The organism is Qipengyuania citrea (genome assembly GCF_009828015.1).
In the GTDB taxonomy this organism is placed as follows: domain Bacteria; phylum Pseudomonadota; class Alphaproteobacteria; order Sphingomonadales; family Sphingomonadaceae; genus Qipengyuania; species Qipengyuania citrea.
Window position 1 is genome coordinate 537,730 of sequence record NZ_WTYG01000001.1, and the last position, 24,870, is coordinate 562,599.

A 24,870-nucleotide genomic window follows, 5' to 3' on the forward strand; every position below is an offset into this window, starting at 1 on the left:
TGATTGACGCCAGGTGCCAAACGCGGCGCGATGCGCTACAGGAAGGCAGGGTGTTTTAAGGGTCGCTGCGCAGAATTTCCGGGGGCACGGGTGGAAATATCGTCGCTATTCTCGGCCAAGGCGGTCGCGCAGGCCGACCCGCAGGTGGCGGATCGGGCGTTGGCGCGCTTGGGGATCACGCGTGAGGCGCTGGCCGATCCTGCCAGCACGGTCGACGTGTCGCAGCACCATGCGCTGTTCGGGGCGCTGGCCGAGCCCGAACGCCCCGATATCGGCATCCACATGCGTACATCGGCTTCGATGCGGTGCGAGGATTTCGGGACGCTGGGCCTGACTATGCGGTCCGCGCCCGACCTGCGCGGTGCGCTGACGCGGCTCGATCGCTATGTGCGGCTGTTCAACCGCTATTCGGTCTTCGCCCTGTCCGATTTCGGATCGGAATGGTGGTGGACCAATTCGCGCGGTGCGGACAGCGACGGCGCGCGCCTGTCGCACGAGGCGGGGCTGGGCACCTTCCTGACGCTGTGGCGCGACGCGAATGGAGAGGATCTGACGCCCGCGCGGGTCCAATTCATGCACCAGCCGGTCGGCTCGCTCGCCCCGCTCGAGGCGCTGTTCCGCTGTCCGGTCACCTTCGGGGCGGAAATCGACGCGATCGTGCTGCGCAGCGAGGATCTCGACCGGCCCAACCGTGTGGGCGACAGGCACATCTGGGAGTTCCTGCGGGGGCATCTGGAAGAGAGTATCGCGGGGACCGAGGAAGACCATCTCGACCGCGACGTCTTGGTCTATGTCGCCGATACCCTGAGCGAAGGCGTGCCCAGGCTCGAGGATGTGTCCCGCCATCTGGGCATCGGCAGCCGCACCTTGCAGCGTCGCCTGTCCGACCTTGGCCACAACTACCAGTCGCTGGTCGACGAGGCGCGGCGCGAAGTTGCCTTGCGGCTGGTGGCGGAAGGGCGCCAGTCGCTCGTCGAAGTAGCGTTCCTGACCGGGTTTGCCGAGCAGAGTTCGTTCACGCGCGCCTTCAGGCGCTGGTCGGGTACGACACCGCGCAAGTATCGGGAAACCTCGTCCCGCATGCCCGCGGGCGTCCTGGGGCAGGCAACGCTGGCGGGTCAGCGCCTGCGCGCCTGACCATCAGAGCTCGCTCGTCCGGCGGGAGCGCCGACGCAGGCGCAAGCCGATGATCATCGCCAGCAGCAGGATCACCGCGAGCCCCACGGCGGACCAGAACAGCGCAGTCTCCATCCCGGCGGCGAAATCGAGATTGTCGACATTGCCGGTCTTCCAGAAGACCCACTCCCCGGCCAGTTCGGTCGCAAGCGAGCCGTGACCTGTCGAGAGGATCACGATGCCGTTGCCCGTCGCGGGGTCGATCCGTGCGGCGGTGTTGATCGCCGGGCCGTTCTGCCCGTCGTGACCGATCACGAAGCTGCCGCTGGCGTTGGGCGCATAGAGCATCGCGCCGAGGCCCCAGATATCGGCGCCGAGCTGCGAGGCGTGCGAAGTGGCGATGAGGTCGAGCGTGTCGTGTGACAGCACGGGCTGCTCGCCATCCGGCCCCTGCACGGCGAGAAACCGCGCGAGATCGTCCGCGGTCGTGAACAGCGAGGTCGCGGCCAGCGCGGTGTACCAGCGGAAGGGCTCGACCGTCCCGTCGGGGCGGAAGTTCTGCGCAAGGCCCAGCTCGAGCGCGCGCTCGTGATCGAAGGTGGTGCGCTCCATACCCAGCGGGTCGAAAACTGCGCGATCCATATATTGCGCGAAAGGTTCGCCCGAAACCTCCTCGATCACCAGCTGTAGCAGCGTGTAGCCGCCACCCGAATACTGCCACTGCGAACCGGGCTCGCTTCCCAGCCCCACGGTGCCGCTCTTGCCCGGCGAGGCGTCGCGCGCGCGGGTGAGCGAGTCTTCCAGCGTCTGGCGATCCTCCTTCGCCGCGAAGCCATCATAGCCGAGGCCATCGTCGAGCCCCGCCGTATGGCTGAGCAGGCGGCGCATAGTGACGCCATCGGCATCGAATTCGCTGTCGGGCAGTTGCCAGCGCGAGAGATAGGTGGACACCGGTGCGTCGAGATCGATCCGGCCGTCCTCCACCAGCGCCATGACGCCCCATGCAGTGAGCCACTTGCCGAGCGATGCGACCTGAAACAGCGTATCGCCGTCGACCGGATCGCCCTGCGACAGAGCGAAGCTGCCGACCTCGCGGCCATCTTCGAGCATCACGAAGGCCAGATTGCCGCGATTATCCGCCATGGCACTGGCCTTCGCCGCGGCAACGAAGGCCTGCGGGTCGTCGCCTTCAACAAGTGGACTGCGCAGCCAGCCCTCGCTCAAGGTCGCGAAGACGAGCGCCGCCCACGCCACACAGGCCGCAAGCGTTCCCAAGATCAGAAGCCCATAGCGTTTCATCCCACCCTCCCTGTGGCAGCGCCGAGTTCGAGCGCGGCGAGTGCATAAAGCGTGCCGGTCACGATGCAACCGAGCGTGCGGAAATGGTTGAGGGCGGTCCAGCGGCTTACGTAATGCGCCCAGTACTCCGCGGCCTCGGCACTTGCGGGGTCGACCCGCTCGAGCCGATTGTTCATCGGCACGTTGCCCAGAATCGTCATGAAAAGCGCGCTCGGCAGGTAGACTGCCGCCGCTGCGACGATCAGCACGGCAGCCGTGCCGTCGAGGGCGAAGTACGCATAGAGCGCGAAGCCCGGCGTAATCGCGCCGAGCGCAAGGATCGCGAACACGAACTCGGTCCGCAGCACAGTGCGGTTGATCCCCTGCATCGCTGCGATCCCGCTGACCGGCTCGGCCTGCGCGAGGCCGCGCATGACGAATTCGGAGAACGCCTTGAACACCCCGCCTGTGAGCATCGCCCACAGCGCGAGGAAGACGCACAGATAGAGGCTCCAGTGATAACTCATGCCGCGATTTCCCAAGCCCCGGCGCGTGCGGCGTTTCGTGCATAGTGCGCGAAATCGCGCGGTGGGCGACCAAGCGCGCGTTCTACTCCATGGGCGAGGCTCGCGTTGCGCCTGTCGAGCACGGTCGAGAACAGATAGCCGAGCAGCCACACGATCTCTTCGGGGGCACCGGAATCGGCGAGCTGGCCGATCAATGCGTCGTGCGGCACGTCCACATAATCGATGGGTCGCCCGATCGCGTGCGCAAGGTCGCGGGCGACCTCGCGGAAGGTCATCAGGCGCGGGCCGGTGACTTCGTAGACCTCGCCAGCATGGCCTCTCTTGACTAAGGCAGCGAGCGCAACGTCCGCTACATCGTCGAGGTCAACGAAGGGTTCGGGGGTCTCGCCGCCCGGTAGCGCGATCGTGCCACTGGCGACCATGTCTGCAAAAGCGCCTTCGGAGAAGTTCTGCGCGAACCAGCTGGCGCGCACGATGGTCCATTCGAGACCGCTGTCCTGCACGATTTTCTCGCACGCCTGCGCCTCTGCCTCCCCGCGGCCCGAAAGCAGCACCAGCCGCTTCACCCCGTGCAGTTTCGCGCGCCAGACCAGCGCCGCGATCGCGTCTTTCGCCCCCGGGATTGCAAGGTCGGGCGCGTAGGAGATGTAGATGCTCGAAACGCCTGTCAGCGCATCGTCCCAGGTCTCTTCGCGCGCCCAGTCGAAGGGCGGGTTCGCCGACCGCGATCCGACGCGCACCGAAAGCCCGCGAGTGCGCAGCCGTTCCACGATGCGGCGCCCGCTATTGCCGGTCCCGCCGAGCACCAGAATGGGTTTATTGGACGTCGATACGGTCTGCATGGCTCGCTCCTTCTGTCTCGTTCGGCTGAGCGAATAGCGGCAGCAAGGGCCTGCGCTCTTGCTTCTGCGCGACAACTTCTTGGCCTGTCGCGCCAGGATGATTGGGAAGACCTCGTGTCGCGCTCAGACGGGCGCTTGCTCCTGCGCGGCAGTTGCGATCGCGGGAACCGCGAGGACCGAGTCAGCAAGCGTGGGCCCGGCCTCGGGCGACGCGCGAACCTCGGTCGCGATAAAGAGGGTGCCCAACACGAACAGCGCACACAGAAGCAAGCCGAGTAGCGTATCAAGCAGCTCAAAATTAATGAAATTCATCATCGTTTCCTGTCTTGGGTGACGGTGATGAATTTATGGGAGTTGTGCCTTTCGGCCTCGCCGCCCGGTGTCAGAGTTTTGACCCGTCATGCCAGTCTTGTCGAATGAACGGGATCACGCACGTCAACTGATGCGGGATGCTGCGCTGGTTATAGAACGATTGGCCTGACTCTATTTAGCAGGGTTTGGAGGAAGGGCGAGCTCTCTCAGGGTAATAATGTCGTAATTTGCCAATAATTCGAGTGCCCATCTTTGTCCTCTACGGGGCACCAACAGTCCCGAAAGATTTCTCTCAGACCTGTTCGATCCTGCTGAGGGGCCACCAGGGCCCTTCGGGGCGTTCGGCCTTGTGCCGGCCGAGGTCGCGAAGCCGCGCCATGAAGGCGGGCTTGAACATTTCGTCGTCCTTGAAATTCTCGCCCACGTCGCTGGGGAAAGTGTCGTAGCGGTCGGCGCTGGTCAGCATGATCCGTCCGTAGGGATTGTTCAGGCGCAGGCCCGCAATAGCCCCGATCTCGCTTTCATTGACCAGCAGATCGTACCCGCGCTGGCCGTTCTTGAGCGGACCAGAGCTTGTGTTGAAAGCGGCATCGCGTTTGCGCACGGTGGGGCCGTTGCGCACGACATAGACCGTGGGCGCAGTATCTTCGTAATCCTGCGCGATCGCAGCCTGCGTCGCACCGCCGGCGATCTTGGCCAGTGCATGGCCCTTCATCTGTTCGCGCACTTCCCGGTCGACCGCCGCCATCGCGCGGTCGAAGAAGACCGAACGGCGCACCCCGCCATCGTAAAGCGCCAGCGCTTCGCCATCGCTTCCCGCGACGCGCAGTTGCTGGTGGAACACCGGCATGGCGGAGGAGGCCATGGTCGCCGCCGCCAGCGCTTCCGCTGCCGCCGCGGCCGTGGGGGCGGCTTTCACCAATTCCTTGATATCGGCATAGCGGAACACCCCGCGCTCGGCTTCGACGAAGCCGGCGAAAGCCTCGATGCTGGATTGCCCGATCGCCTCGATCAGCCGTTCGTCGCCGCCCGGCATGAGCGCTTCGATGATGCGCTGGCGCAGCCGCCGCGTGCCTGCCGCCGAACCGAACAGCGGAACGCCGATCAGCCCGGTGCGCCTAACCACATCGCTTTCCCGCTCCGGCGCGTAACCCCAGACGAGCCGGTCGAGCGCGAAGCTGCGCATATCCGGGGTCTGCTTCGGATCGAGCGCGACCATCAGCATCAGCGCCTGTAACGAGCCGGTGGAAATGCCGGTGATGACGCCCACGCCACCAAGGGCGAGTTCGTTGCCGCTGTTGCGACTGAGCGTGTCGAATAGCCCCGCACCGAAGGCGCCCCACTGGCCGCCGCCCGACAGCAGCAGCACGTCGCAATCGGGGCGGCCGGCTTCATTGTGGCATTGCACCGCGTCGCGGATCGAACAGGACATGCGGTCGTCGAGCCTGCACACCGCGGCATCGGGGACGTCCGCCTGCACGTCGCGGATCAGGGGGCCGACATCGCCATCGGCAACGTGGGTGTAAAACCCGTCGATCTGGAACGTCAGCGGCCCACGCCGAAACATCGTGAACGCGAAAAAGGCGAGCGCCGCAACGCCCAGCACCCCGGCGGCCACACCCCACAGGAAATTGTCCATCGATTCGTCCTCCCCCCAGCTGACAGGGCAGGACAATGCGCGCGAACCGCAGCGAATTCAATCAGCCGTGCGCGCCGAACTCGTTCGCGATGGCAGTCGAAATTCGCAGGCACAGTTCGTAGGCCTGTTCGATCGGATCGATGTGATCGCGCCGGATCGCGGCATAACCTTCGCCCTCGCCGCGTGGATATTCGCCCGGCTCGTTGAGCGCGAAATCGTCCTTGCGCGGGAAGCTGGTCGGAAAGGCGCGGCGCAGTTGGGCAAGCGCATCGTCGATGCGCAGGGTGAAAACCATTTCCAGCACATCGGTGCGGCTGATGTCGTTGGCGCGGCTGAATGCCGGAACCGAGATCGCCTTGAGGAACATGTGCTGCAACAGCGCCAGGCGCACGGCCTGGAGCACGCCGATTGCCCGGCGCACGCTTTCGCGTTCGGGATGCGGATCGTCGTCGGGCACCAGGTCGAACAATCGGTGCAGCTTCAACGCGTCGACGCGCAGGCGCGATGCCAGCCGGCGAAACACGCCATTGCGATCGTCCTTGATAAGATATTCGGCCAAGGCCTCGCAGGCCGCGCCCAGATGCTGTTCGGTCCCGCGATAGGGGCGGCTGGCCCAATAGGCGGAGTTGAACAGTTCGCCGAAGGCCGCAACCGTCTTGATGCTGGCCAGTGCATTCGACGCGCGCACCAGCCGCATGATCTGCCGGCCGCGCGGGCTTTCGGACAGGAGCGTACCGATCTCCTCGATATTGCTTTCCGCCGCGCTGCCGACCCCGGCGATGATGTTCACCGGATAGCCAAGCTGCTGCAGGATGGCGTTGTGCGGGATCGCCCGGATCTGCCGCAGGCTCATCTCGCGATCGGCAGACAGATCGCTTTGCCGGCGCGACTTGCGGCTGCCGGTCTGGTTGAGCAAGCCGAGGCCGAAGGCGGTGATCGCGCGGCTGTAGGTCCGGCTTTCCAGGTGATCGCGCTGGTGATCCTTGATCGCGCGATAGAAATCGAGACTGAGGTCGGTCCGCCGGTAGAAGGGATCGGTGGGGACATCGGCGTCGGTATGCGCCGGGCTGTTCGCGGCGATCTGCGTCAGCGTCGCCAGCGCGATATCGGGGGTGGCGAACAGCAGGTAGCCGTCGCCGCCCTGAAAGCTCGCTTCGGGTTCGAGCGTGATCCCCGCGCGGGCGAAGCGGCGCTGCGTCCAGGCGCTGAGGGCCCATTCGATGCGGTCTTCGAAGCCGGAAGGGTGCGCGCCGCGCCCCATCCCTTCGCCATGCGTGTTGAAAATCAGCGCGGCGACATCGCCGAGACCGTTGGCATCCATTGCCTCGGCCAGCCGGCCCTGCAGCCGCTCGATCGCGAGGCTGGCAGGGATTTGGCCGACGAAGCGCCCGGCGTCGGAGAACCCGGTCTGGATCGCAATCCGGCCGCGGGTCTTGGCATAGGCGCGGTAGTCGGGCTCGGCCAGCAGCAGGTCGAGGAACCGCCCGCCGTGTTCAAGCGCGGTCTCGGTCTCGAACAGCGGGGAGACATCGACCTTGTCGGCAATCCCGAACAGCTTGGCGAAATAGAGCGCGGCGAGCACGGTCGAGGGCTGTTCGCATTCGGCCACCAGCATGCGGATCGGCGCATCGGCATCCACATGCTTGAGGATCTGAGTCATCACCAGGAACTGCCGCACCGCGGTCGAGCTTTCGACTGCGAGGCTGGCGAAATTGGCGCTTTGCGGTTCGACCCCGGCCAGCAGTTCGCGCAAGGCGGCGATTGCGCCGCGGCTCGACAAGTCGATATCCGCCGCATCACCCAGCCTGGTGCGGATCGCATTGTGGAGCTGCTTGGCATTCACACGGAAGTGAATCCAGCTCATCCCCAGCCCGTCGGCGCGCATCGCGGAAACGAGCGTGCGCAGCGCAACCGCCCGTTCGGCCGCACAATCGCGCGCTTCGGTTTCCAGCCGGTCGATCAGCGGTTCGAGCGAAAGCAGCTTGTCGGCATGGTCTGCGGTCAGCCGGTTGGCCGCTGCCGAAAGATCGGCGGGATCGGACAGATCGCCGGCAAATTCGTCGGCACTGGCGGCAGCATGTTCAGCGGCTCCGCGCAAACTGGCGATAAGCGGATGCGCTTCGTCGATCGCCGCGAGCGAGGCGGCATAGCGTTCGAGCCGCTGCGCTTTTTCCGACAGACGAAATGCAATCGAGGTGTACCACTTGATGTCGGTCCGCCCGTCCATGTCATAGCCGACCCAGCTGGCGAAACGGAACGGAAGGGGTTGCAATTCGCACCAGCGCCCGGGAAATTCGGCCTGCGCCCGGTCGAGCACCGCACTCACCATCCGGTCACGCGCGTCCTGCGCATGGGCGAGCGCGGCCATCGCGCATTGGTGTTCGTAACGCAGCGTGATTTCCGGCGCCTCACCTGCGGCCTCGGGCCGAGCGTCACCTCCGTTTGCGACTGCCTGCGCGACCGCTTCGCTTTGCTGCGGGGACAGCAGGAAAGTCGGATGCGCGGTGAAAACCACATGCATGTGCGGCTGTTCCCAGAACGCGCGATAGCTATCGAACGCCGCGCCGCTCGACGCGAGCGATGCGAGACGCTCGCCCGCGTCGGCCGGTGCCAGCAGGTTGCGCAGCCGATTGGCCCGCGCATCGAGCGATTGCGCTTCCAGCTCGTCGACCAGACCGCCCAGGTCCGCGATCCCCAAATCGCCGCTTTCGAGCTTGCGCGAAATATCCAGGGACAACTGGAACACCGGATTGAACAGCGGCGTCTCGCGCGTCTGCCGGTGCAGGACGCGCAGGCGTTCGCTCAGGCTTGCCAGTGTCGGTTCGATATTCGTTTCGGCCATCATCTTTCCCTATGCCCCGCCTAGGCGGTGTTTGCGCGGTAAACGCGGCGGGCTGTCAAGCGCACCGCCGCGCCCCGCACGATGAATACGGATGCGGGCGCCACGAGTGCCCGATTGCAACTCCCCTCTGGACTTGCCGCTTGCCACACGCCACCGCTCAGGCACAAATTAACCGCAAGCGGCAAGCTCCCGTAGGGGAGAAGCTGCGACAAGCGATCGGCCGGCGACGCAGAGGGGATATATGAGCGACTGGACCATCGGCATCATCGGCGGGTCGGGGCTTTATGCCATCGATGCGCTGGAGGATCCGCAATGGATTGCGGTACAGTCGCCCTGGGGCGATCCCTCCGACGAGATCCTGTGCGGCACCATCGGGCACGTTCGCGTGCGGTTCCTGCCGCGCCATGGACGCGGTCATCGCATCGCCCCCTCGACGCTCGATTCACGCGCCAATATCGATGCGCTCAAGCGCGCTGGCTGCACCGATATCCTCGCGGTCAGCGCGGTCGGTTCGCTGTCGGAAGAGCTGGCACCCGGCAGGTTCGTCACCGTCGACCAGTTCATCGACAACACCAAGGGTCGCCCATCGAGCTTTTTCGGGGACGGGTTCGTTGCGCATGTCTCCATGGCCGATCCGGTGTGCGACCGCCTGTCGAGGCACGCTGCGAAAGCCGTCGCCGCAGCAGGGGGCGAATGCACCGAGGGCGCGACCTATCTCGCCATGGAGGGGCCGCAGTTTTCCACCCGCGCCGAAAGCCGGCTCTATCGCCATTGGGGCGCCGAAGTGATCGGCATGACCGGAATGCCCGAGGCCCGGCTGGCCCGCGAAGCGGAGCTGCCCTATGCTCTGCTGGCGATGGTGACCGATTACGATTGCTGGCGTGACGAGACCGAAGCGGTCGATGTCGGTCAGGTCCTCGACCGGATGCAGGACAATGCCCGGCTGGCGCGCGAAACGATCGAAGCGTTCTGCAAGGCCCTGCCGCGAAAACGCACGCCATCGCCCATCGACCATGCGCTGGACAATGCCGTGGTGACCGCGCCCGAGGCCCGCGACAAGGCGCTGATGACCCGGCTTGATGCCGTCGCCGGCCGCGTGATCCGCCAGCAATGAACGAAGCCTACGACCTCCTTGTTATCGGCGGCGGGATCAACGGCGCAGGCACTGCCCGCGATGCCGCGGGCCGCGGCCTGCGGGTCCTCCTGGTCGAGAAGAACGATCTGGCCTCGCATACCTCCTCGGCCAGCACCAAGCTGGTCCATGGCGGGCTGCGCTATCTTGAGAATTACGAATTTCGCCTCGTTGCCGAAAGCCTCCGCGAACGCGAAGTGCTGCTGCGCAACGCCCCGCACATCATCTGGCCGCTGCGCTTCGTCATGCCGCATGAACCGAGCATGCGGCCCAAGTGGATGCTATGGCTGGGCCTCGCGCTATACGACCGCATCGGCGGACGAATGAGCCTGCCCAAGAGCAAGCGCGTCAAGCTGCGCGTGGCCCCGCACCGCACGATCCTGCAGGACCGGCTGACCAGCGGTTTCGAATATTCGGACTGCTGGGTCGAAGACGCGCGGTTGGTCGTGCTGACCGCACGCGACGCCGAGGAACGCGGCGCAGAGATATGCGTGCGTACCGAATGCACCGCGCTGGAGCGAAGCGCGGATGGCTGGAGCGCGACGCTGCGGAGTGCTGCTGGCGAACGATCCGTGACGGCGCGCGCGGTGATCAATGCAGCGGGTCCGTTCGTCGACGGGGTGGCCAAGATCGCACTGGGGGCCGGCACACCGGCGCATCTGCGGCTGGTCAAGGGCAGCCACATCATCGTGTCGCGGCGGTTTTCGGGCGAGCATGCCTATATCTTCCAGCAACCCGACGGGCGCATCATTTTCGCGATCCCCTATGAGCGCGACTACACGCTGATCGGCACGACCGACCTGCTATATGAGGGCGATCTCGACGCCGTGACGATCGCCCCCGAGGAGACCCGCTATCTGTGCGAAGCGGCCTCGCGCTATTTCACCAGCGCGGTGACGGAAGAGGAAATCGTGTCCTCCTATGCTGGCGTGCGCCCGCTGTACGAAGACGATGCCGCAAGCAATTCGACCGTGACCCGCGACTACGTGTTCGAACTCGACACGCAGGACGGCGCGCCCATCCTGTCGGTCTATGGCGGCAAGATCACCACCTACCGCAAGCTGGCCGAACATGCGCTGGAAAAGCTGGGCGAGGTGATGCCGCTGCCGGGGCGCGACTGGACCGCCCATGCGCCGCTTCCGGGCGGCGACATGCCCGATGCCGATTTCGCCGGTTTCCTGTGGGAGGCGGGTGAACGCTATGCCTGGATACCGCCCGAAATGCTGCTGCGGCTGGCGCGCGCCTATGGCACGCGGATCGACCGTGTGCTGGGCGGGGCAACTGCGCTGGCCGATCTCGGCCGGCACTTCGGCGGTACGCTGTACGAGGCTGAGCTGCGCTACCTCGTCGATCACGAATATGCGCGCACCGCGCAGGATGTGCTGTGGCGGCGCAGCAAGCTGGGTCTGCACCTGCCTGACGAAGCACAGCAGGCGGTCGCCGACTGGTTTGCCGCGCGCGACTGACACGACGCTACGGAACCAGCGCGCTCCGCAAAGCTTGAAAGGGATACACCGCAGGTCCAATGGGCCTGCTTTATCCCTCCTTCTGTCCGGAGTCGTATGGCCCTGCACGATCCTGCCCGCCTGTCCCCCATTTCCCGCCAAGCGCTCCGCGAGGCCTACCGCGCGGAAGAGAACGCCTGCGTCGCCGAGCGCATGGCACAAGCCAGCGGGGCGAGCGCCAAGCACGAAGAAGCCGCCGAGATCGCCACCCGGCTGATCGAGGAGGCGCGCAAGCGCAAGGCCAGCGGGATCGATGCCTTCCTGCATCAGTATGGCCTCGCCACCGAGGAAGGCGTGGCGCTGATGTGTCTCGCCGAAGCGCTGCTGCGGGTGCCCGATGCGGCGACAGCCGACGCGCTGATCCGCGACAAGATCGGCGATATCGACTGGGCCGAACACATGGGCGAAAGCTCATCCACCTTCGTCAACGCCGCGACCTTCTCGCTGATGCTGACGGGCGAAGTGCTCGAACGTCCCGAGGAAGCGCAGAAGGGCATGGGCAAGACGCTCAAGCGCGCGGTCAACCGACTGGGCGAACCCGTGATCCGCACCGCGACGCTGCAGGCCATGCGCATCCTCGGCGGACAGTTCGTCTATGGCCGCACGATCAATGAATCGCTCAAGCGCGCGGCCCCCGAACGCGCGCGCGGGCTGACGCACAGCTTCGACATGCTTGGCGAAGCCGCGATGAGCTTCGCCGATGCCGAACGCTACCGGGTGAATTACCACGAAGCGATCGAACGCCTGGTGCGCGAATCGACCGGCGACGTGCGGACCGCCCCGGGCATCTCGGTGAAGCTGTCCGCGCTGCATCCGAAATACACTTTCCTGCATGCCGATCTGGCGATCGCCGACCTGTTGCCGATCGTGCGCGATCTCGCGACCGCTGCGCGCGATGCGAATATCCATTTCACCATCGATGCCGAAGAAGCCGACCGGCTCGAGCTGTCGATGGATCTGATCGAGGCCCTCGCGCGCGACGACAGCCTGTTCACACGGCCCGACGGCAGCCGCTGGGAAGGGTTCGGGCTGGCCATCCAGGCCTATCAGAAACGCGGCGTGCCGATGGTCGAATGGACCGCGCGGCTGGCCCGCAAATACGACCGCAAGTTCTTCGTCCGGCTGGTCAAGGGCGCCTATTGGGATACCGAGATCAAGCTCAGCCATGTTGGCGGGTTCAAGGATTTCCCCGTCTTCACCCGCAAGCTGGCCACCGACGTGAGCTATCTCGCCTGCGCGGAGAAGATGCTGGCCGCAGACGATGCCATCTATCCCGCCTTTGCCACGCATAACGCCTACACCATCGGCGCGATCAAGGCGCTGGCGGGCGGCAAGCCACTCGAATTCCAGCGCCTTCATGGCATGGGCGAGGACATCTACGGCGCGCTCGCGCAGATGGAAGGCAACGACCGCACCAATGTGCGGATCTATGCCCCCACCGGCACGCACAAGGACTTGCTGGCCTATCTGGTCCGGCGGCTGCTCGAAAACGGCGCGAATAGTTCTTTCGTCAACCGCATGGCGGATGCCGAAGTGCCCGCTTCCGATCTGGCGACCGATCCGGTGGCCGACATGGCGCAGCTCGATCCCTATCGCAATCCAACCATTCCGCTGCCGGAAGACATCTTCCCGGGCCGCAAGAATTCAGCCGGGATCGACCTGTCCGATCCGCTGGTGCTCGAACCGCTGCAGGAACGCCTCGCCGCGCTCGAGAGCCGGCACTGGACGGCGGAGCCGACCTTCATGTCGGGTGCCGATGCCGAAATCGCCCCGATCAACAAGCCGCACGACCTGTCGGCCGAAGTCGGCACGCGGCGCGACACACTCGATTTCGAAGTCGAGGAAGCGATTACGCGCGCCGAAGCGATCCAGCCGGGCTGGGACCGGCTCGGCGGCGAGAAACGCGCGGTGCTGCTCGAAGCGGCGGCCGATCTGTTCGAGGAACATACCGACGAATTCCTCAGCCTGTGCCAGCGCGAGGCGGGCAAGACGCTGATGGACGCAGTGCTCGAGCTGCGCGAAGCGGTCGATTTCCTGCGCTTCTACGCCAATGAGGCGCGGCGCCAGTTTACCGGCCCGATCCCGCTGCCCGGGCCAACGGGCGAAGAAAACCGGCTCAGCCTGCATGGCCGCGGCGTGTTCGCCTGCATCAGCCCGTGGAATTTCCCGCTGGCGATCTTCATTGGCACGCCCGTCGCTGCGCTCGCCGCGGGCAATACGGTCGTCGCCAAGCCGGCCGAGCAGACGCCGCTGATCGCGGCGCTGGCGGTGCGCCTGTGCCACCAGGCGGGCATCCCCGAAGAGGCTTTTCAGCTGCTGCCGGGTGCGGGCGAAGTGGGCGAGATGATCACTTCCGATCCGCGCATTGCGGGCGTCGCCTTTACCGGATCGACGCAGACTGCGCAGGCGATCAACCGCGGCCTCGCCGCGCGCGAAGGTCCGATCGCCACGCTGATCGCCGAAACCGGCGGACAGAACGCGATGATCGTCGATTCGACCGCGCTGCCCGAGCAGGTGACCCGCGACGTCGTCGCCAGCGCGTTCCAGAGTGCGGGCCAGCGCTGCTCGGCGCTGCGCGTGCTCTATATTCAGGACGACGTTTACGACGAGATGCTGAAGATGATCCGCGGCGGCTTCGAGGCGCTGACGATCGGCAATCCAGAGCACCTGGCCACCGATGTCGGCCCGGTGATCGACATGGACGCCAAATCCTCGCTCGAACGGCATGTCGCCCGGCGCAAGAAGGGCGGTTTCCCCGTATGGCGCCGCCGCCTTCATCGCGGTGCCAATGCCGGGTGCTTCGTTGCGCCGACGATCGTGGAAATGGATTCGATCCTCGACCTCAAACGCGAGAACTTCGGCCCCATCCTCCATGTCGTGCGTTACCGCGCTGCCGATCTCGGCCGCGTGGTCGAGGATATCAACGCGACCGGCTACGGGCTGACCATGGGGCTTCACAGCCGCAATGACGACACGCGCGCCTTTGTCGAGGCGCGCGCCAAGGTCGGCAATTTCTATGTCAACCGCAACCAGATCGGTGCCGTAGTCGAAAGCCAGCCGTTCGGCGGCGAAGGCCTGTCGGGCACCGGCCCCAAGGCGGGCGGGCCGCACTACGTCGCGCGGTTCGCGACCGAACGCGTGGTGTGCATCGACACGACCGCCGCCGGGGGCAACGCAACGCTGCTGGCGAGCTAAAGGGCGGATAAGATTCCCGGGCCGCTTGCCCCAGTGGCGCGGCTCGGGAATCGTCCTCCCATGGCGATTCTTTCCGACAAGTGGATCCGCGACAAGGCGCAGAACGAGGGCATGATCGAGCCCTTCGTCGAGGCGCAGCGCCGCGAAGGGGTGATCAGCTACGGGCTGTCGAGCTATGGCTACGACGCGCGCGTCGCGCCCGAGTTCAAGATCTTCACCAATGTGAACAGCGCGGTGGTCGATCCGAAGAACTTCGACGGCGACAGCCTGGTCGACCGCGAAACCGACATCTGCGTGATCCCGCCCAACAGCTTCGCGCTGGCACGGACGGTCGAATATTTCCGCGTGCCCGAAGACGTGCTGGTGATCTGCCTCGGCAAGAGTACTTATGCGCGCTGCGGGATCATCGTGAACGTCACCCCGCTCGAACCCGGGTGGGAAGGCCATGTGACGCTGGAATTTTCCAACACCACCCCCCTGCCCGCGAAAATCTACGCCAATGAAGGCGCGTGCCAGTTCCTGTTCCTGCAGGGCAACGAGCGCTGCGAGACCACCTACCGCGACCGCGCGGGGAAATATATGGGTCAGCGCGGCGTGACGCTGCCGCGGCTGTGACCGCGATCGGATGAGCGTTTCGCGCTTTCCCTTCTGGCGCGTCGCGCCGGGCGAGCGCGGGGGCGAATACGTCCTGCCGGTCATGCCGCCTGCCACGGTGGGGCCCGAAGGCGCACCGCATGTGATGGGCGGGGTCGCGCTGGCGGCGGCGGTCGACGCGCTCGAACTTGCGAGCGGACAGACGCTGCTATGGTCGAACATCCAGTTCCTCGCCCCGACCACGCATGCGGAGGAGCTGGTCGTTTCCTGCGAACAGTGCGGCGGCGGCCAGTCGGTGGGGCAATGGCAGGCGGAAATTCGCAGCAACGGCCGGCTGACCCACCGCGTCAGCGCGGCGCTGGGTGCGCGCGAGCCGAGCGAGCAGCGCATCTTCGCCGCAATGCCCGGCGTCCCGTCCCCCGCTGAATGCGAAAGCGGCGATCGTAGCTGGGGCGTGCCCGGTACGCTGGGCGACCAGCTCGAGACCCGCGTGGCGCTGCAGGACGATGCGCGCGGCATCCAGGCGCTGTGGTCGCGTTCGCAGGCGGGCTTTCCGGCGGATTCGGGCTGGCTGGCGATCGTCTCGGACTTCTTCCTCGGCGCGCATCCTGCTTCGCGCGGCGGTTCGAGCCTCGACGATACCTATCGCTATATCCAGTCGGCGGATGATGGCTGGGTCCTGACTGTGACCGAGTTTGCCGCCTTCGATCGCGGCGTGGTGCACGGCAGCGCCCGGCACTTCGCCGAAGACGGGCGCTTGCTGGCCATTTCGAGCCAGTCGGGCGTTCTCCCACGCATCCCCCGGACGCCGTAACGTCTTTGACTCTCCTGTCAGCCGCGCGCATTCAGGTGGCAAAGGAGAGACACATGGCCGACACCGAATTCGACATCATCGTCTATGGCGCCACCGGATATACCGGGCGCCTCGTCGCCGAGCATTTCGTGCGTGAATATGGCGCAGCGGCGGATGGGCCGAAATGGGCCATGGCCGGGCGCAGCATGGACAAGCTCGAAGCGGTCCGCGACGAAATCGGCGCACCGGCGAGCACGCCGCTGGTCGTGGCCGACGCTGACGATCCCGCCAGCCTCGACACCATGTGCGCGCGGACCAAGGTCGTTCTCAGCACGGTCGGGCCCTACCAGCTCTATGGCGACGCACTGGTCGCTGCCTGCGTAAAGAGCGGGACCGACTACGCCGACCTGTGCGGCGAGCCGGGCTGGATGCGCGAACAGATCGACCTGCATCACGAGGCAGCCAAGCAGAGCGGGTCGCGGATCTGTTTCTCGAGCGGGTTCGATTCGATACCCTTTGATCTCGGCGTGCTCATGCTGCAGCAGGAGGCGGTGAAGCGCCACGGTTCGCCCGCTCCGCGCGTCAAGGGCCGCGTCCGCGCGATGCAGGGGACCTTTTCGGGCGGCACCGCGGCCAGCCTCACCGCAACGATGAAGAACGCGGCCAAGAACCCCGGGATCATCAAGGTACTCAACGATCCCTTCGGCCTGACGCCGGGTTTCACCGGCCCCGATCAACCTTCGGGCATGATGCCGCATTACGAGGACGAACTGGGCAAATGGGCCGCGCCGTTCATTATGGCGACGATCAACACCAAGAACGTCCACCGCACCAATTTCCTGCGCGGCCATCCCTATGGCGAAGACTTCCGCTATGACGAGATGATGCTGACCAGCCCCGGCGAGGCCGGCAAGGCTGCGGCCGACGCGGTCGTCTCGATGCTCAAGAACCCGTTCGGTGCCAAGCCCCCCAAGCCGGGCGAGGGCCCGACCAAGGAGGAGCGGGAGAACGGCTTCTACGATGTCCTGTTCGTGGGCGAATGGGAAAACGGCGAGCGGCTGCACTATGCCGTGAAGGGCAAGTACGACCCGGGATACGGTTCGACCAGCCGGATGCTGGCGGAAACCGGCATGGGCCTGCTCGAAAGCGATGCCGAAGGCGGGGTCGGTACTCCGGGCTCGTTCCTCGGCGAAGCGCTGGTCACGCGGCTGCAGGAACGTGCCGAACTGACCTTCGCCGTCGAACAGTAGGCACGGCAGAACCGATACTGTGACCGCCAAGGCTGGCCATGGCGGTCACCGAAAACCCGGGTGCGCGGACCGGTTCAGAAACTGGCGCGCAGGCTGGCGCTGAAATTGCGCCCGGCCAGCGGGACGAAATCCTTGGTGAAGCTGGTGTGGCGGCGGCCCGAGACGTCGAAAATGTTGTCCGCCTTGAGCAACAGGGTGACCGAATTGGTCCCCCGCAACGGGCGCCACGCGATCGATGCGTTGACGAAGGTGTAGCCGTCGGTCGCGGTTTCGAACGGTGCGATGTCGTTCTGTTCGTCATACCATTCGACCTCGCCGCGCACGTCGAAGTCACCCGTCGACGCCTTGAGCGCGGCGGCCAGGTGCAACGGCGGAATCCGCGGGACGAAGGTATCGTCGTCGAGCTTGGCGTGGACGTATTCGCCCAGCAGTTCGGTCCCCAGCGTGAAGTTGTCCGTCTCGAGCAGATCGAAGGCCACTTCGCCCTCGATCCCGGAATAGGTCGCATCCTGCTGCAGGAAGACGAAGACCGGCAGGTCGTCCTCTTCGGCGCCCGTCTGCGACAGGTAGATGAAGTCGTCGAACCAGGTGCGGTACGCCGCGAGGCTGAACGTCGCGCCGGCGAGGCTCCCGCGGGCGAACAGTTCGGCGCCCCAGGCCTTTTCCTGCTTCAGGTTGGGATCGCCGATCTCGAATGCCTGCGTCGCGATATGCGGCCCGTTCGAGAACAGTTCCTCGGCGGCGGGCGCGCGCGCCACCCGTGACAGGTTGATACCGGTACGGATGGCAGGCGTCGCTTCGTAGGACAGCCCCACCGCGCCCGAGAAGGTGTCGAAATCGCGCGTAATGCCGAGCGTATTGGCTTCGGTATGCGTGTTTTCGTAGCGCAGCGAGCCCTCGAGCTGCAGCGGTCCGGTGCCATATTCCTGCAAGGCGAACACGGCGAACTGGTCCGTCCGGTTCGGCGCGACGAAGGCCTCGGCCCCGATCGCTTCGAAATCGCGGAAATAATACTGCATGCCGATCGAACCGCGCCACGGGCCGCTGTCGTTCTGGATCAGCTCAGCGCGGGCCTCGATCCCCTGCACATCGAACACCGTACCGATTTCGTCGCCCTCGAATTCGGTATGCGTATAGTCGGAATAGCCGGCGCGCAGGCGCAGCCGTTCGAACAGGCCTTCGCCGAGATAGATGTCGCCGCGCAGATCCGCGCGGTACTGGCGCAGGCCGATGCTTACGGCTTCTTCGCCCTCTTCCTCTTCGGCGCCGTGGTCTTCATCATGCTCCTCGCCTTCTTCCTCGCCGTGATGGTGGCCCGCACCGGGGCGACCCGGCACGCCGTATTGGGTATCGTAAACCCCGAAGGAGAACCCAAGGCTGCTGTCGTTCCTGAAGAACGCGAGCCCGGCGTTCGCAGTCCATGTCTCGGTGCCGGTGTTGGGAACGAAACCGCGCTGGTCGGCGGCTTCGCGCAATTCTTCGGCTTCTTCGAGATTGCCTTCCTCGGTCTCTTCGGCAGCATCGGCCAGCAGGTCGGCGCGCAGCGCAGGCGCGACGGTATAACCGGGGACTTCTAGATCGTCGGTCTCGCGCCACGAACCATCGGCATGGAAGACGAAGCCGCTATTGCCCAGCCGCATATCGACCGATCCGCCGATTTCACGCTGGTCGGCGGCGGTGTCGCCGCCAGCAAGGAAGTCGAAATGCACGCTTTCGCTCGGCAGCCGCAGCGGGATCCGCTTGTCGATGACGTTGACCGCGCCGCCGATCGCCTGGCTGCCGAACAGCAGGACTGCGGGGCCGCGCAGCACCTCGATCCGTTCGGCGGTCAGCGGATCGATCGAGACCGCGTGATCGTCCGAGGTGTTCGAGGCATCGATCGCTCCGATTCCGTCGATCAGCACCTTGACCCGTTCACCGGAGAAACCCCGCAGGATAGGGCGCGATGCCCCGGGCGCGAACCCGCTTGCCGATACGCCCGGCTGGCTGTCGAGCACGTCGCCGATCTGGCCCGCGAGATTGCGCTGCAATTCCTCGCCCTCGACCACGTCGGTCCCGGCGAGCAGATCGAGATCGCGTATCCCCTGCGCGCTGACGACGATCTGGCCCTGATAGTTGATCCGCCGATCGTGCAGATCGTCGGTCAAAGGGGGATTTTCGGCGTCCTGTGCGGGAACTGCCGGTTCGGCGGACTGGGCGTAGCCCTGACTGCCCACGGCCAATGCCGCGAGCGAGATGGTGGAGCCGACGAGACGAAGCGAGCTAGCAATACGATACAACATATCGTGGCTGTTAGCGGGCTCAGCCTGTGGCGCAACCTCTTTTTGGCCCGACCGCCTTGCCGCTCGACGAATTGGCCCGGCAAAGCGACCAACGACCGCACGCGCCGCAGGGCGCGCAGGCCTTTCATCGGCCAACAGATATCCGGATTATCGAGGAAAATGGAGCGGGCGAGGCGATTCGAACGCCCGACCCCAACCTTGGCAAGGTTGTGCTCTACCCCTGAGCTACGCCCGCTCACTGGCGCTACCGGAACTGGGTGGTCCCGGTGGGGAGGCGGCCAACTAGCAGCGGCCTTTGAGTCTCGCAAGCCGAAAATTGCAGATTTTTTGCGACCCTTGCGAGCGTGCCGGCGCTCCTTCACATTGCCGCGCGAATGCCCACATGGGGCATACCGGAATTTTCAGATGAAAGGTGGACTTACGTGGCGAGCATGGGGCTGAGCATTGACGAACAGAAAGCGGTCGAGCGCTTCAAGACCGACGTCGTCGAACCGTCGATGTCGAAGCTCGTCATCCTCGATTTCCACGCCGAGTGGTGCGGCCCCTGCAAGGCGCTGGCACCGATGCTCGAAAAGGTCGCGGCCGAATATGCCGACAAGGGCGTGGTGCTGAAGAAGGTCGATGTCGACGCGGAAAAGTTCATCGCCGCGCAGTTCCAGGTGCAGTCGATCCCGACGGTCTATGCGATGTTCCAGGGCCAGCCGGTGGCCGATCTTACCAATGCGCGCAGCGAATCGCAGCTCAAGCAGACGCTCGACCAGATCCTCGCCCAGCTGCCGGTCGACGGCGGCGGCGATAATGGCGCGGCAGGCGGCCAACAGCAGCAGCAGGACGTCTCGCAATTCGTCACCATGGCCGAACAGGTCCTGGCCGAAGGCGACGCCGAACGCGCAGCAGGTGTTTTCGGACAGGTGGTGCAGATGGCGCCCGACAATGCCGCGGCGCATGCCGGGCTGGTCCGCGCGCTCGTGCAGGCAGGCCATGCCGAACAGGCGCAGGCGGCGCTGAGCGCGGCCGAAGCCAATCCGGCGGTGGCTGCCGATCCACAGATCGAACAGGCGAAAACCGCGCTCGAACTGGCTGGCAACAAGGTCGATGACAGGCAACTCGCCGCGCTCAGGCAGCAGGCCGAAGGCGGCGATATGCAGGCGCGCTACGATTACGCTGAGGCGGCCTTCGCTGCGGGCGATCGCGATGCCGCAGCCGACGAACTGCTGGCGATGGTCGAAACCGACCGCGAATGGAACGAGGGCGCAGCGCGCGCCAAATTGCTGCAGATGTTCGAAGCTGTCGGTCTCGAGGATCCGTGGGTGGTAGCGACCCGGCGGCGCCTCTCGCGCCTGTTGTTCGGATAGGGCGGCCGTTGAGCCAGCGTCTTTCCATCTTCCCGCTTGCGGGGGCGATCCTCTTCCCGGGGTTGCAACTGCCCTTGCATGTGTTCGAGCCGCGCTACCGCGAGCTGATCGGCAGTGCCTTGGCCAAGGACCGGCTGATCGGGATCATCCAGCCCCAGAAGCCGAGCGATCGCGCACCGCTCTATACGGTCGGCTGCGTCGGCCGGATCGGCGATGTCGAGGCTTTGGAAGACGGACGCTACAACATCGTGCTCGACGGCGAATCGCGGTTTCGCGTGCTCCGCGAACTCGAGGTGGCGACCGCCTTCAGGCAGGTCGAAGCCGAAATGATCGAGGATCCGCCCGGACAGACGCTGTCGACGGTCGAACGCGCCGGCTTCGAATTCGAAGCGCGGCGGTTCGCCGACATGCAGGGCTATTCGGTCGACTGGGATTCGGTCGATCAGCTCGATGACGAAACGCTGATCAACGGCGTTGCGCAGATCGCGCCCTTCGACTCGGCTTCCAAGCAGGCGCTGCTCGAAGCGCCCGACCTGCGCAAGCGTTGCGACCTGATGATCCAGCTGATGCAGTTCTTCGCCTTGCGCGACGACGGCGACGAGATCGTCACGCTGCAATAGCGCGCGGCGCGGGCCAGGCCGCCCTAGCCGAAGAAGCTGCCGCGCAGCCCATCGATGACATATTGCGCCGCCAGCGCGGCCAGCAGCACGCCGAGAACGCGCGTGATCGCGGCTTCGACCTTGTCGCCGAACAGCCGCATGATCGGCCCTGCGGCGATCAGCGCGGCCATGGTGATCAGGATGACCGCCACCAGCGCGCCAAGCACGATGAGGTTCTGCTCGATCCCCTGCGCCTCGTTCATCAGCAGCATGATCGCTGCGATCGCCCCGGGCCCGGCCAGCATGGGAATGGCCATGGGAAAGACCGACACGTCTTCGACCTCGGGCGTCGCGGCCACCTTCTCGGCCCGTTCCTCGCGCCGCTGGGTGCGCTTTTCGAAAACCATCTCGAAGGCGATCCAGAACAGCATCAGGCCGCCGGCGATGCGGAAGCTGTCGAGTTCGATATGCAACGCCCCGAGCAAGTCCTCGCCGAACAGCGCGAAGACCAGCAGGATGACCAGCGCGATCCCCGATGCGCGGATCGCCATGTTGCGGCGCTGGGCTGCCGAGGCACCCTTGGTCAATCCGGCATAGATCGGCGCGCAGCCCGGCGGGTCGATGACGACGAACAGGGTGATGAATGCGGACAGGAACAGGGCGGTCATGCTACTCCTCCACCGGCGCCGCGACGCTGCCCGCCACGGCATCGACCATGCGGCCATCGCGGTGCAGCATCAGTTTCCAGTGACGCGACAGATCGGGTGCGACCACGAAGGTCAGGAACAGGCTGCTGTCGCCGCTGACCTGGTCGAAATAGGTGCCGCCATCGACCGGTCGCGACTGCGTGGCCTGTTCGCGCAGCTCCGCCGCCAGACCGCGTGCCGGGCATTCGGCGACATCGGTGCCGACGAATTCCGGCGCCCTGCGCGGGGTATCTTGCGCTATGCGCTGATGCAGTGTCCAGCGGTAGTCGCCATTCGCGCGGCGTTGCCATACCGTGGTGAACTCGCCCTGCGCGCCATCCGGATGCTGCCAGGCCCCGCGGGTGACCGCCAGCGACCCGTCGCAGCTCGACCAGATGTGATGCGGCTGCCATTGCAGCGCCGCTGCGGGATCGGCGCGGCCTTGCAGCCAGTCGCGTGCTGCCACCGGCTCGGGCACGAATAGCACCGCGTCGCCGGCGGAGAAATCACGGAAGGCGGACCATTGCCCGTCTTCCTGCGCCGCGCGTGCAAGTTCCAGTTCGGCGGCCACCACCTTGGAAGGATTGGCAGCGGGCGTCAGCAGCCGCGCATAGCGATCGCGCGAACCGGGCCCGGCGGTGCAGGCGGTAAGCGCCAGCGCCAGCAGGGCGATGGCGAGCCTCACAGCGCGCCTTCGGGCAGGTCGAGCGCTTCGTTGCGATAGGCGGCGACCAGCGTGTTGCGCAGCAGCACCGCGATAGTCATCGGCCCGACCCCGCCGGGCACCGGGGTAATCGCGGCGGCAACGCCCTGCGCACCCGCATAGTCGACATCGCCGACCAGTCGGCCCTTGTCCGTGCCGGGTTCTGCCGGCAGGCGGTTGATCCCGACATCGATCACCGTCGCTTGCGGCTTGAGCCATTCCGCCTTGACCATTTCGGCGCGGCCCACTGCGGCCACGACGATGTCGGCGCGCCTGACCACTACGGGCAGGTCCTTGGTGCGGCTATGCGCGATGGTCACCGTGGCATTGGCGTCGAGCAGCAGCTGCGCCATCGGCTTGCCGACGATGTTCGACCGGCCGATCACCACCGCCTCGAGCCCCGAGAGATCGCCCAGCCGGTCGGTCAGCAGCATCATGCAGCCGAGCGGCGTGCAGGGGACGAAACCGCTCTGGCCGACCGCCAGTCGCCCGGCGTTGGTGACGTGGAAGCCATCGACGTCCTTGTCGGGACTGATAGCGGCGATCACCGCCTGTTCGTCGAGGTGGCCGGGCAATGGCAGCTGGACGAGGATGCCGTCGACCGCCGGATCGGCGTTGAGGCGTTCGACCAGCGCGAGCAGTTCGGCTTCGCCAGCATCCGCCGGCAGGCGATGCTCGAAGCTCTCCATGTTCGCAGCCACGGTCGCCTTGTGCTTGCTGCGCACGTAGACCTGGCTGGCCGGGTCCTCGCCCACCAGCACCACCGCGAGCCCCGCCTTGCGCCCCGCCGCCTGTTCGAACTGCGCCGCCTGCCGGCCGACGCGCTCGCGCAGCTTGGCGGCGAACGCCTTCCCGTCGATGACCTGCGCGGCCATCAGCCGTAGATCACATTGCCGAGGACGATCAGGACGATGTTGAGCAGGATGATCAGCACCAGCGGCGAGAAATCGATCGCGCCCGTATTGGGCAGCAGGTTGCGGATCGGCCCCAGCACAGGTTCGAGCAGGCGGTTGATCGCCATGTAGAAGCCCGCGAGGAAATCGTTCGACCGGTTGACCACGTTGAAGGCGAACAACAGGCCGATGATGAACTGGATGATGATGAGCATCACCAGCACGTTGGTGAGCATGGAGATGATCTGGTAGATCGTGCTGAGCGCCTGCATGTGGTGGTGCGTTCCCTTGAAGCTGTCCTGTTGCGCGTCCTACAAGCGCGCCGCGCCGCGCGCCACCCCCGACCGACCGATTACCGCCCCTTGGCGACCAGCGTGCCCGCGCCGCGCGCGGTGAAGAACTCGAGCAGCATCGCATGCGGGACGCGCCCGTCGAGCACCACCGCCGCCTCGCAGCCCGATTCCACTGCCTGGACGCAGGTTTCGAGCTTGGGGATCATCCCGCCCGAGATCGTCCCGTCGTCGCGCAGCCGGCGGATGTCGGCGGGCGTGAGGTCGGTCAGCAGGCCGCCCTGCTTGTCGAGCACGCCCGCGACATCGGTCAGCAGCAGCAGCCGCGCCGCGCCCAGCGCCGCCGCCAGCGCGCCCGCCATGGTGTCGGCGTTGATGTTGTAGGTATGCCCGTCCTCGCCCACGCCGATCGGCGCGACCACGGGGATCATGCCCGCACCGGTCGCGGTCTCGATGATCGTGGTGTCGACCTTCGAGGGTTCGCCGACGAAGCCCAGGTCGAGCACTTTCTCGATATTGCTGTCGGGGTCCTTGTGCGTGCGCTGCAGCTTGGTCGCGGTGACGAGCCCGCCATCCTTGCCCGAGATGCCGATCGCCTTGCCCCCGGCGCGCGCGATCGAGCCGACGATCGCCTTGTTGATCGCGCCCGACAGCACCATTTCGGCGACCTCGGCGGTCTGCTTGTCGGTCACGCGCAGGCCGTCGACGAAGGTGGTCTCGACGCCGAGCTTCTCCAGCATCGCGCCGATCTGCGGGCCGCCGCCATGGACCACCACCGGGTTGATCCCCACCGCGCGCAGCAGCACCACGTCTTCGGCGAATTCGCGCGCCGCGCGCTCGTCGCCCATGGCATTGCCGCCGTACTTCACGACGAAGCTGCGCCCGGCATAGCGCTGGAAGTAGGGCAGCGCCTCGATCAGCGTTTCGGCCTTGGCGTGGATATCGGGTCTGGTGGTCATCGGCGGCGAAATAGCCGCGCTGCGCGCCCGAGGCAAAGGTTTGTGCGTCCGCGCCCGCAGCGCCGCCTGCATGAACGC

Annotated in this window: 21 protein-coding genes and 1 tRNA gene; 9 read left to right on the forward strand and 13 right to left on the reverse strand. The window is 65.8% G+C overall.

The window, feature by feature from the left end:
• The first annotated feature begins 90 nt into the window (after positions 1-90).
• Complete coding sequence (locus GRI55_RS02445; RefSeq protein WP_160766079.1) at positions 91-1,137, forward strand: AraC family transcriptional regulator; 1,047 nt, start codon at positions 91-93, stop codon at positions 1,135-1,137.
• Between the two features lie 3 nt (positions 1,138-1,140).
• Here GRI55_RS02445 and GRI55_RS02450 read toward each other — a convergent pair whose 3' ends face one another.
• The 6 genes from GRI55_RS02450 to GRI55_RS02475 all read right to left on the reverse strand — a co-directional run bounded on the left by GRI55_RS02450 (position 1,141) and on the right by GRI55_RS02475 (position 8,556).
• Positions 1,141-2,415 (reverse strand): serine hydrolase domain-containing protein, encoded by a 1,275-nt coding sequence (locus GRI55_RS02450; protein WP_160766080.1) that lies wholly within the window; start codon positions 2,413-2,415, stop codon positions 1,141-1,143.
• Positions 2,412-2,921, reverse strand: coding sequence for an anthrone oxygenase family protein (locus GRI55_RS02455; RefSeq protein WP_202392321.1), 510 nt, complete (start codon positions 2,919-2,921; stop codon positions 2,412-2,414). The genes GRI55_RS02450 and GRI55_RS02455 overlap by 4 nt, the downstream gene beginning before the upstream one ends.
• A complete protein-coding gene (locus GRI55_RS02460; protein WP_160766081.1) occupies positions 2,918-3,763 on the reverse strand; it encodes an NAD(P)H-binding protein in 846 nt (281 codons plus the stop codon). Before GRI55_RS02460 ends, GRI55_RS02455 begins: the two co-directional genes overlap by 4 nt.
• 123 nt (positions 3,764-3,886) lie before the next feature.
• Positions 3,887-4,075, reverse strand: a complete 189-nt coding sequence (locus GRI55_RS02465; protein ID WP_237452378.1) for a hypothetical protein — start codon at positions 4,073-4,075, stop codon at positions 3,887-3,889.
• Between the two features lie 292 nt (positions 4,076-4,367).
• On the reverse strand, positions 4,368-5,714 hold the full coding sequence (locus GRI55_RS02470) for a patatin-like phospholipase family protein (protein ID WP_160766083.1): 1,347 nt from the start codon (positions 5,712-5,714) through the stop codon (positions 4,368-4,370).
• 61 nt (positions 5,715-5,775) lie between these two features.
• Positions 5,776-8,556 (reverse strand): phosphoenolpyruvate carboxylase, encoded by a 2,781-nt coding sequence (locus tag GRI55_RS02475; RefSeq protein WP_160766084.1) that lies wholly within the window; start codon positions 8,554-8,556, stop codon positions 5,776-5,778.
• 241 nt (positions 8,557-8,797) lie between these two features.
• Here GRI55_RS02475 and mtnP point away from each other — a divergent pair, with 241 nt between their 5' ends.
• The 6 genes from mtnP (at position 8,798) to GRI55_RS02505 (ending at position 17,025) form a co-directional block, all read left to right on the forward strand.
• A complete protein-coding gene (gene mtnP / locus GRI55_RS02480; RefSeq protein ID WP_063510601.1) occupies positions 8,798-9,670 on the forward strand; it encodes an S-methyl-5'-thioadenosine phosphorylase in 873 nt (290 codons plus the stop codon).
• Positions 9,667-11,154, forward strand: a complete 1,488-nt coding sequence (gene glpD, locus GRI55_RS02485; RefSeq protein WP_160766085.1) for a glycerol-3-phosphate dehydrogenase — start codon at positions 9,667-9,669, stop codon at positions 11,152-11,154. The genes mtnP and glpD overlap by 4 nt, the downstream gene beginning before the upstream one ends.
• Before the next feature lie 96 nt (positions 11,155-11,250).
• Positions 11,251-14,388, forward strand: a complete 3,138-nt coding sequence (gene putA, locus GRI55_RS02490; protein WP_160766086.1) for a bifunctional proline dehydrogenase/L-glutamate gamma-semialdehyde dehydrogenase PutA — start codon at positions 11,251-11,253, stop codon at positions 14,386-14,388.
• Between the two features lie 60 nt (positions 14,389-14,448).
• The gene (gene dcd / locus GRI55_RS02495; protein ID WP_160766087.1) at positions 14,449-15,003 is read left to right on the forward strand and encodes a dCTP deaminase; all 555 of its coding nucleotides are present in this window, start codon (positions 14,449-14,451) and stop codon (positions 15,001-15,003) included.
• Between the two features lie 10 nt (positions 15,004-15,013).
• Entirely contained in the window at positions 15,014-15,796 is a 783-nt protein-coding gene (locus GRI55_RS02500) for an acyl-CoA thioesterase domain-containing protein (protein ID WP_160766088.1), read from the forward strand.
• A gap of 53 nt (positions 15,797-15,849) precedes the next feature.
• Positions 15,850-17,025, forward strand: a complete 1,176-nt coding sequence (locus GRI55_RS02505) for a saccharopine dehydrogenase family protein (protein WP_160766089.1) — start codon at positions 15,850-15,852, stop codon at positions 17,023-17,025.
• Positions 17,026-17,099: 74 nt separating this feature from the next.
• Here GRI55_RS02505 and GRI55_RS02510 read toward each other — a convergent pair whose 3' ends face one another.
• Both GRI55_RS02510 and GRI55_RS02515 read right to left on the reverse strand, forming a co-directional pair.
• Entirely contained in the window at positions 17,100-19,307 is a 2,208-nt protein-coding gene (locus GRI55_RS02510) for a TonB-dependent receptor (RefSeq protein WP_160766090.1), read from the reverse strand.
• Between the two features lie 160 nt (positions 19,308-19,467).
• Positions 19,468-19,542 (reverse strand) — tRNA-Gly (locus tag GRI55_RS02515).
• 196 nt (positions 19,543-19,738) lie between these two features.
• Here GRI55_RS02515 and GRI55_RS02520 point away from each other — a divergent pair.
• Together GRI55_RS02520 and GRI55_RS02525 are read left to right on the forward strand one after the other, a co-directional pair.
• A complete protein-coding gene (locus tag GRI55_RS02520; RefSeq protein WP_160766091.1) occupies positions 19,739-20,662 on the forward strand; it encodes a tetratricopeptide repeat protein in 924 nt (307 codons plus the stop codon).
• A gap of 8 nt (positions 20,663-20,670) precedes the next feature.
• Positions 20,671-21,282 carry an LON peptidase substrate-binding domain-containing protein gene (locus tag GRI55_RS02525; protein ID WP_050601699.1) on the forward strand — a complete coding sequence of 204 codons (612 nt, stop codon included), beginning with the start codon at positions 20,671-20,673 and terminating at the stop codon, positions 21,280-21,282.
• A gap of 23 nt (positions 21,283-21,305) precedes the next feature.
• On the opposite strand, the gene GRI55_RS02530 is transcribed toward GRI55_RS02525, so the two are convergent.
• From GRI55_RS02530 to argB, 5 genes are all read right to left on the reverse strand, one after another.
• Positions 21,306-21,929 (reverse strand): MarC family protein, encoded by a 624-nt coding sequence (locus GRI55_RS02530; RefSeq protein WP_050601698.1) that lies wholly within the window; start codon positions 21,927-21,929, stop codon positions 21,306-21,308.
• 1 nt (position 21,930) lies between these two features.
• Entirely contained in the window at positions 21,931-22,632 is a 702-nt protein-coding gene (locus GRI55_RS02535) for a Cif family virulence factor (protein ID WP_160766093.1), read from the reverse strand.
• Entirely contained in the window at positions 22,629-23,525 is an 897-nt protein-coding gene (folD, locus tag GRI55_RS02540) for a bifunctional methylenetetrahydrofolate dehydrogenase/methenyltetrahydrofolate cyclohydrolase FolD (protein ID WP_160766094.1), read from the reverse strand. Before folD ends, GRI55_RS02535 begins: the two co-directional genes overlap by 4 nt.
• Complete coding sequence (locus GRI55_RS02545) at positions 23,525-23,815, reverse strand: YggT family protein (protein WP_050601695.1); 291 nt, start codon at positions 23,813-23,815, stop codon at positions 23,525-23,527. The genes folD and GRI55_RS02545 overlap by 1 nt, the downstream gene beginning before the upstream one ends.
• An 80-nt stretch (positions 23,816-23,895) precedes the next feature.
• Entirely contained in the window at positions 23,896-24,792 is an 897-nt protein-coding gene (argB, locus tag GRI55_RS02550) for an acetylglutamate kinase (RefSeq protein ID WP_063506338.1), read from the reverse strand.
• Between the last annotated feature and the right edge of the window lie 78 nt (positions 24,793-24,870).

Coding starts and splice junctions, on each gene's coding strand:
- GRI55_RS02450 (WP_160766080.1), bottom strand. CDS start 2,415: ATGAAACGCTATGGGCTTCTGATCTTGGGAACGCTTGCGGCCTGTGTG.
- GRI55_RS02455 (WP_202392321.1), bottom strand. CDS start 2,921: ATGAGTTATCACTGGAGCCTCTATCTGTGCGTCTTCCTCGCGCTGTGG.
- GRI55_RS02460 (WP_160766081.1), bottom strand. CDS start 3,763: ATGCAGACCGTATCGACGTCCAATAAACCCATTCTGGTGCTCGGCGGG.
- GRI55_RS02465 (WP_237452378.1), bottom strand. CDS start 4,075: ATGAATTTCATTAATTTTGAGCTGCTTGATACGCTACTCGGCTTGCTT.
- GRI55_RS02470 (WP_160766083.1), bottom strand. CDS start 5,714: ATGGACAATTTCCTGTGGGGTGTGGCCGCCGGGGTGCTGGGCGTTGCG.
- GRI55_RS02475 (WP_160766084.1), bottom strand. CDS start 8,556: ATGGCCGAAACGAATATCGAACCGACACTGGCAAGCCTGAGCGAACGC.
- mtnP (WP_063510601.1), top strand. CDS start 8,798: ATGAGCGACTGGACCATCGGCATCATCGGCGGGTCGGGGCTTTATGCC.
- glpD (WP_160766085.1), top strand. CDS start 9,667: ATGAACGAAGCCTACGACCTCCTTGTTATCGGCGGCGGGATCAACGGC.
- putA (WP_160766086.1), top strand. CDS start 11,251: ATGGCCCTGCACGATCCTGCCCGCCTGTCCCCCATTTCCCGCCAAGCG.
- dcd (WP_160766087.1), top strand. CDS start 14,449: ATGGCGATTCTTTCCGACAAGTGGATCCGCGACAAGGCGCAGAACGAG.
- GRI55_RS02500 (WP_160766088.1), top strand. CDS start 15,014: ATGAGCGTTTCGCGCTTTCCCTTCTGGCGCGTCGCGCCGGGCGAGCGC.
- GRI55_RS02505 (WP_160766089.1), top strand. CDS start 15,850: ATGGCCGACACCGAATTCGACATCATCGTCTATGGCGCCACCGGATAT.
- GRI55_RS02510 (WP_160766090.1), bottom strand. CDS start 19,307: ATGTTGTATCGTATTGCTAGCTCGCTTCGTCTCGTCGGCTCCACCATC.
- GRI55_RS02520 (WP_160766091.1), top strand. CDS start 19,739: ATGGGGCTGAGCATTGACGAACAGAAAGCGGTCGAGCGCTTCAAGACC.
- GRI55_RS02530 (WP_050601698.1), bottom strand. CDS start 21,929: ATGACCGCCCTGTTCCTGTCCGCATTCATCACCCTGTTCGTCGTCATC.
- folD (WP_160766094.1), bottom strand. CDS start 23,525: ATGGCCGCGCAGGTCATCGACGGGAAGGCGTTCGCCGCCAAGCTGCGC.
- GRI55_RS02545 (WP_050601695.1), bottom strand. CDS start 23,815: ATGCAGGCGCTCAGCACGATCTACCAGATCATCTCCATGCTCACCAAC.
- argB (WP_063506338.1), bottom strand. CDS start 24,792: ATGACCACCAGACCCGATATCCACGCCAAGGCCGAAACGCTGATCGAG.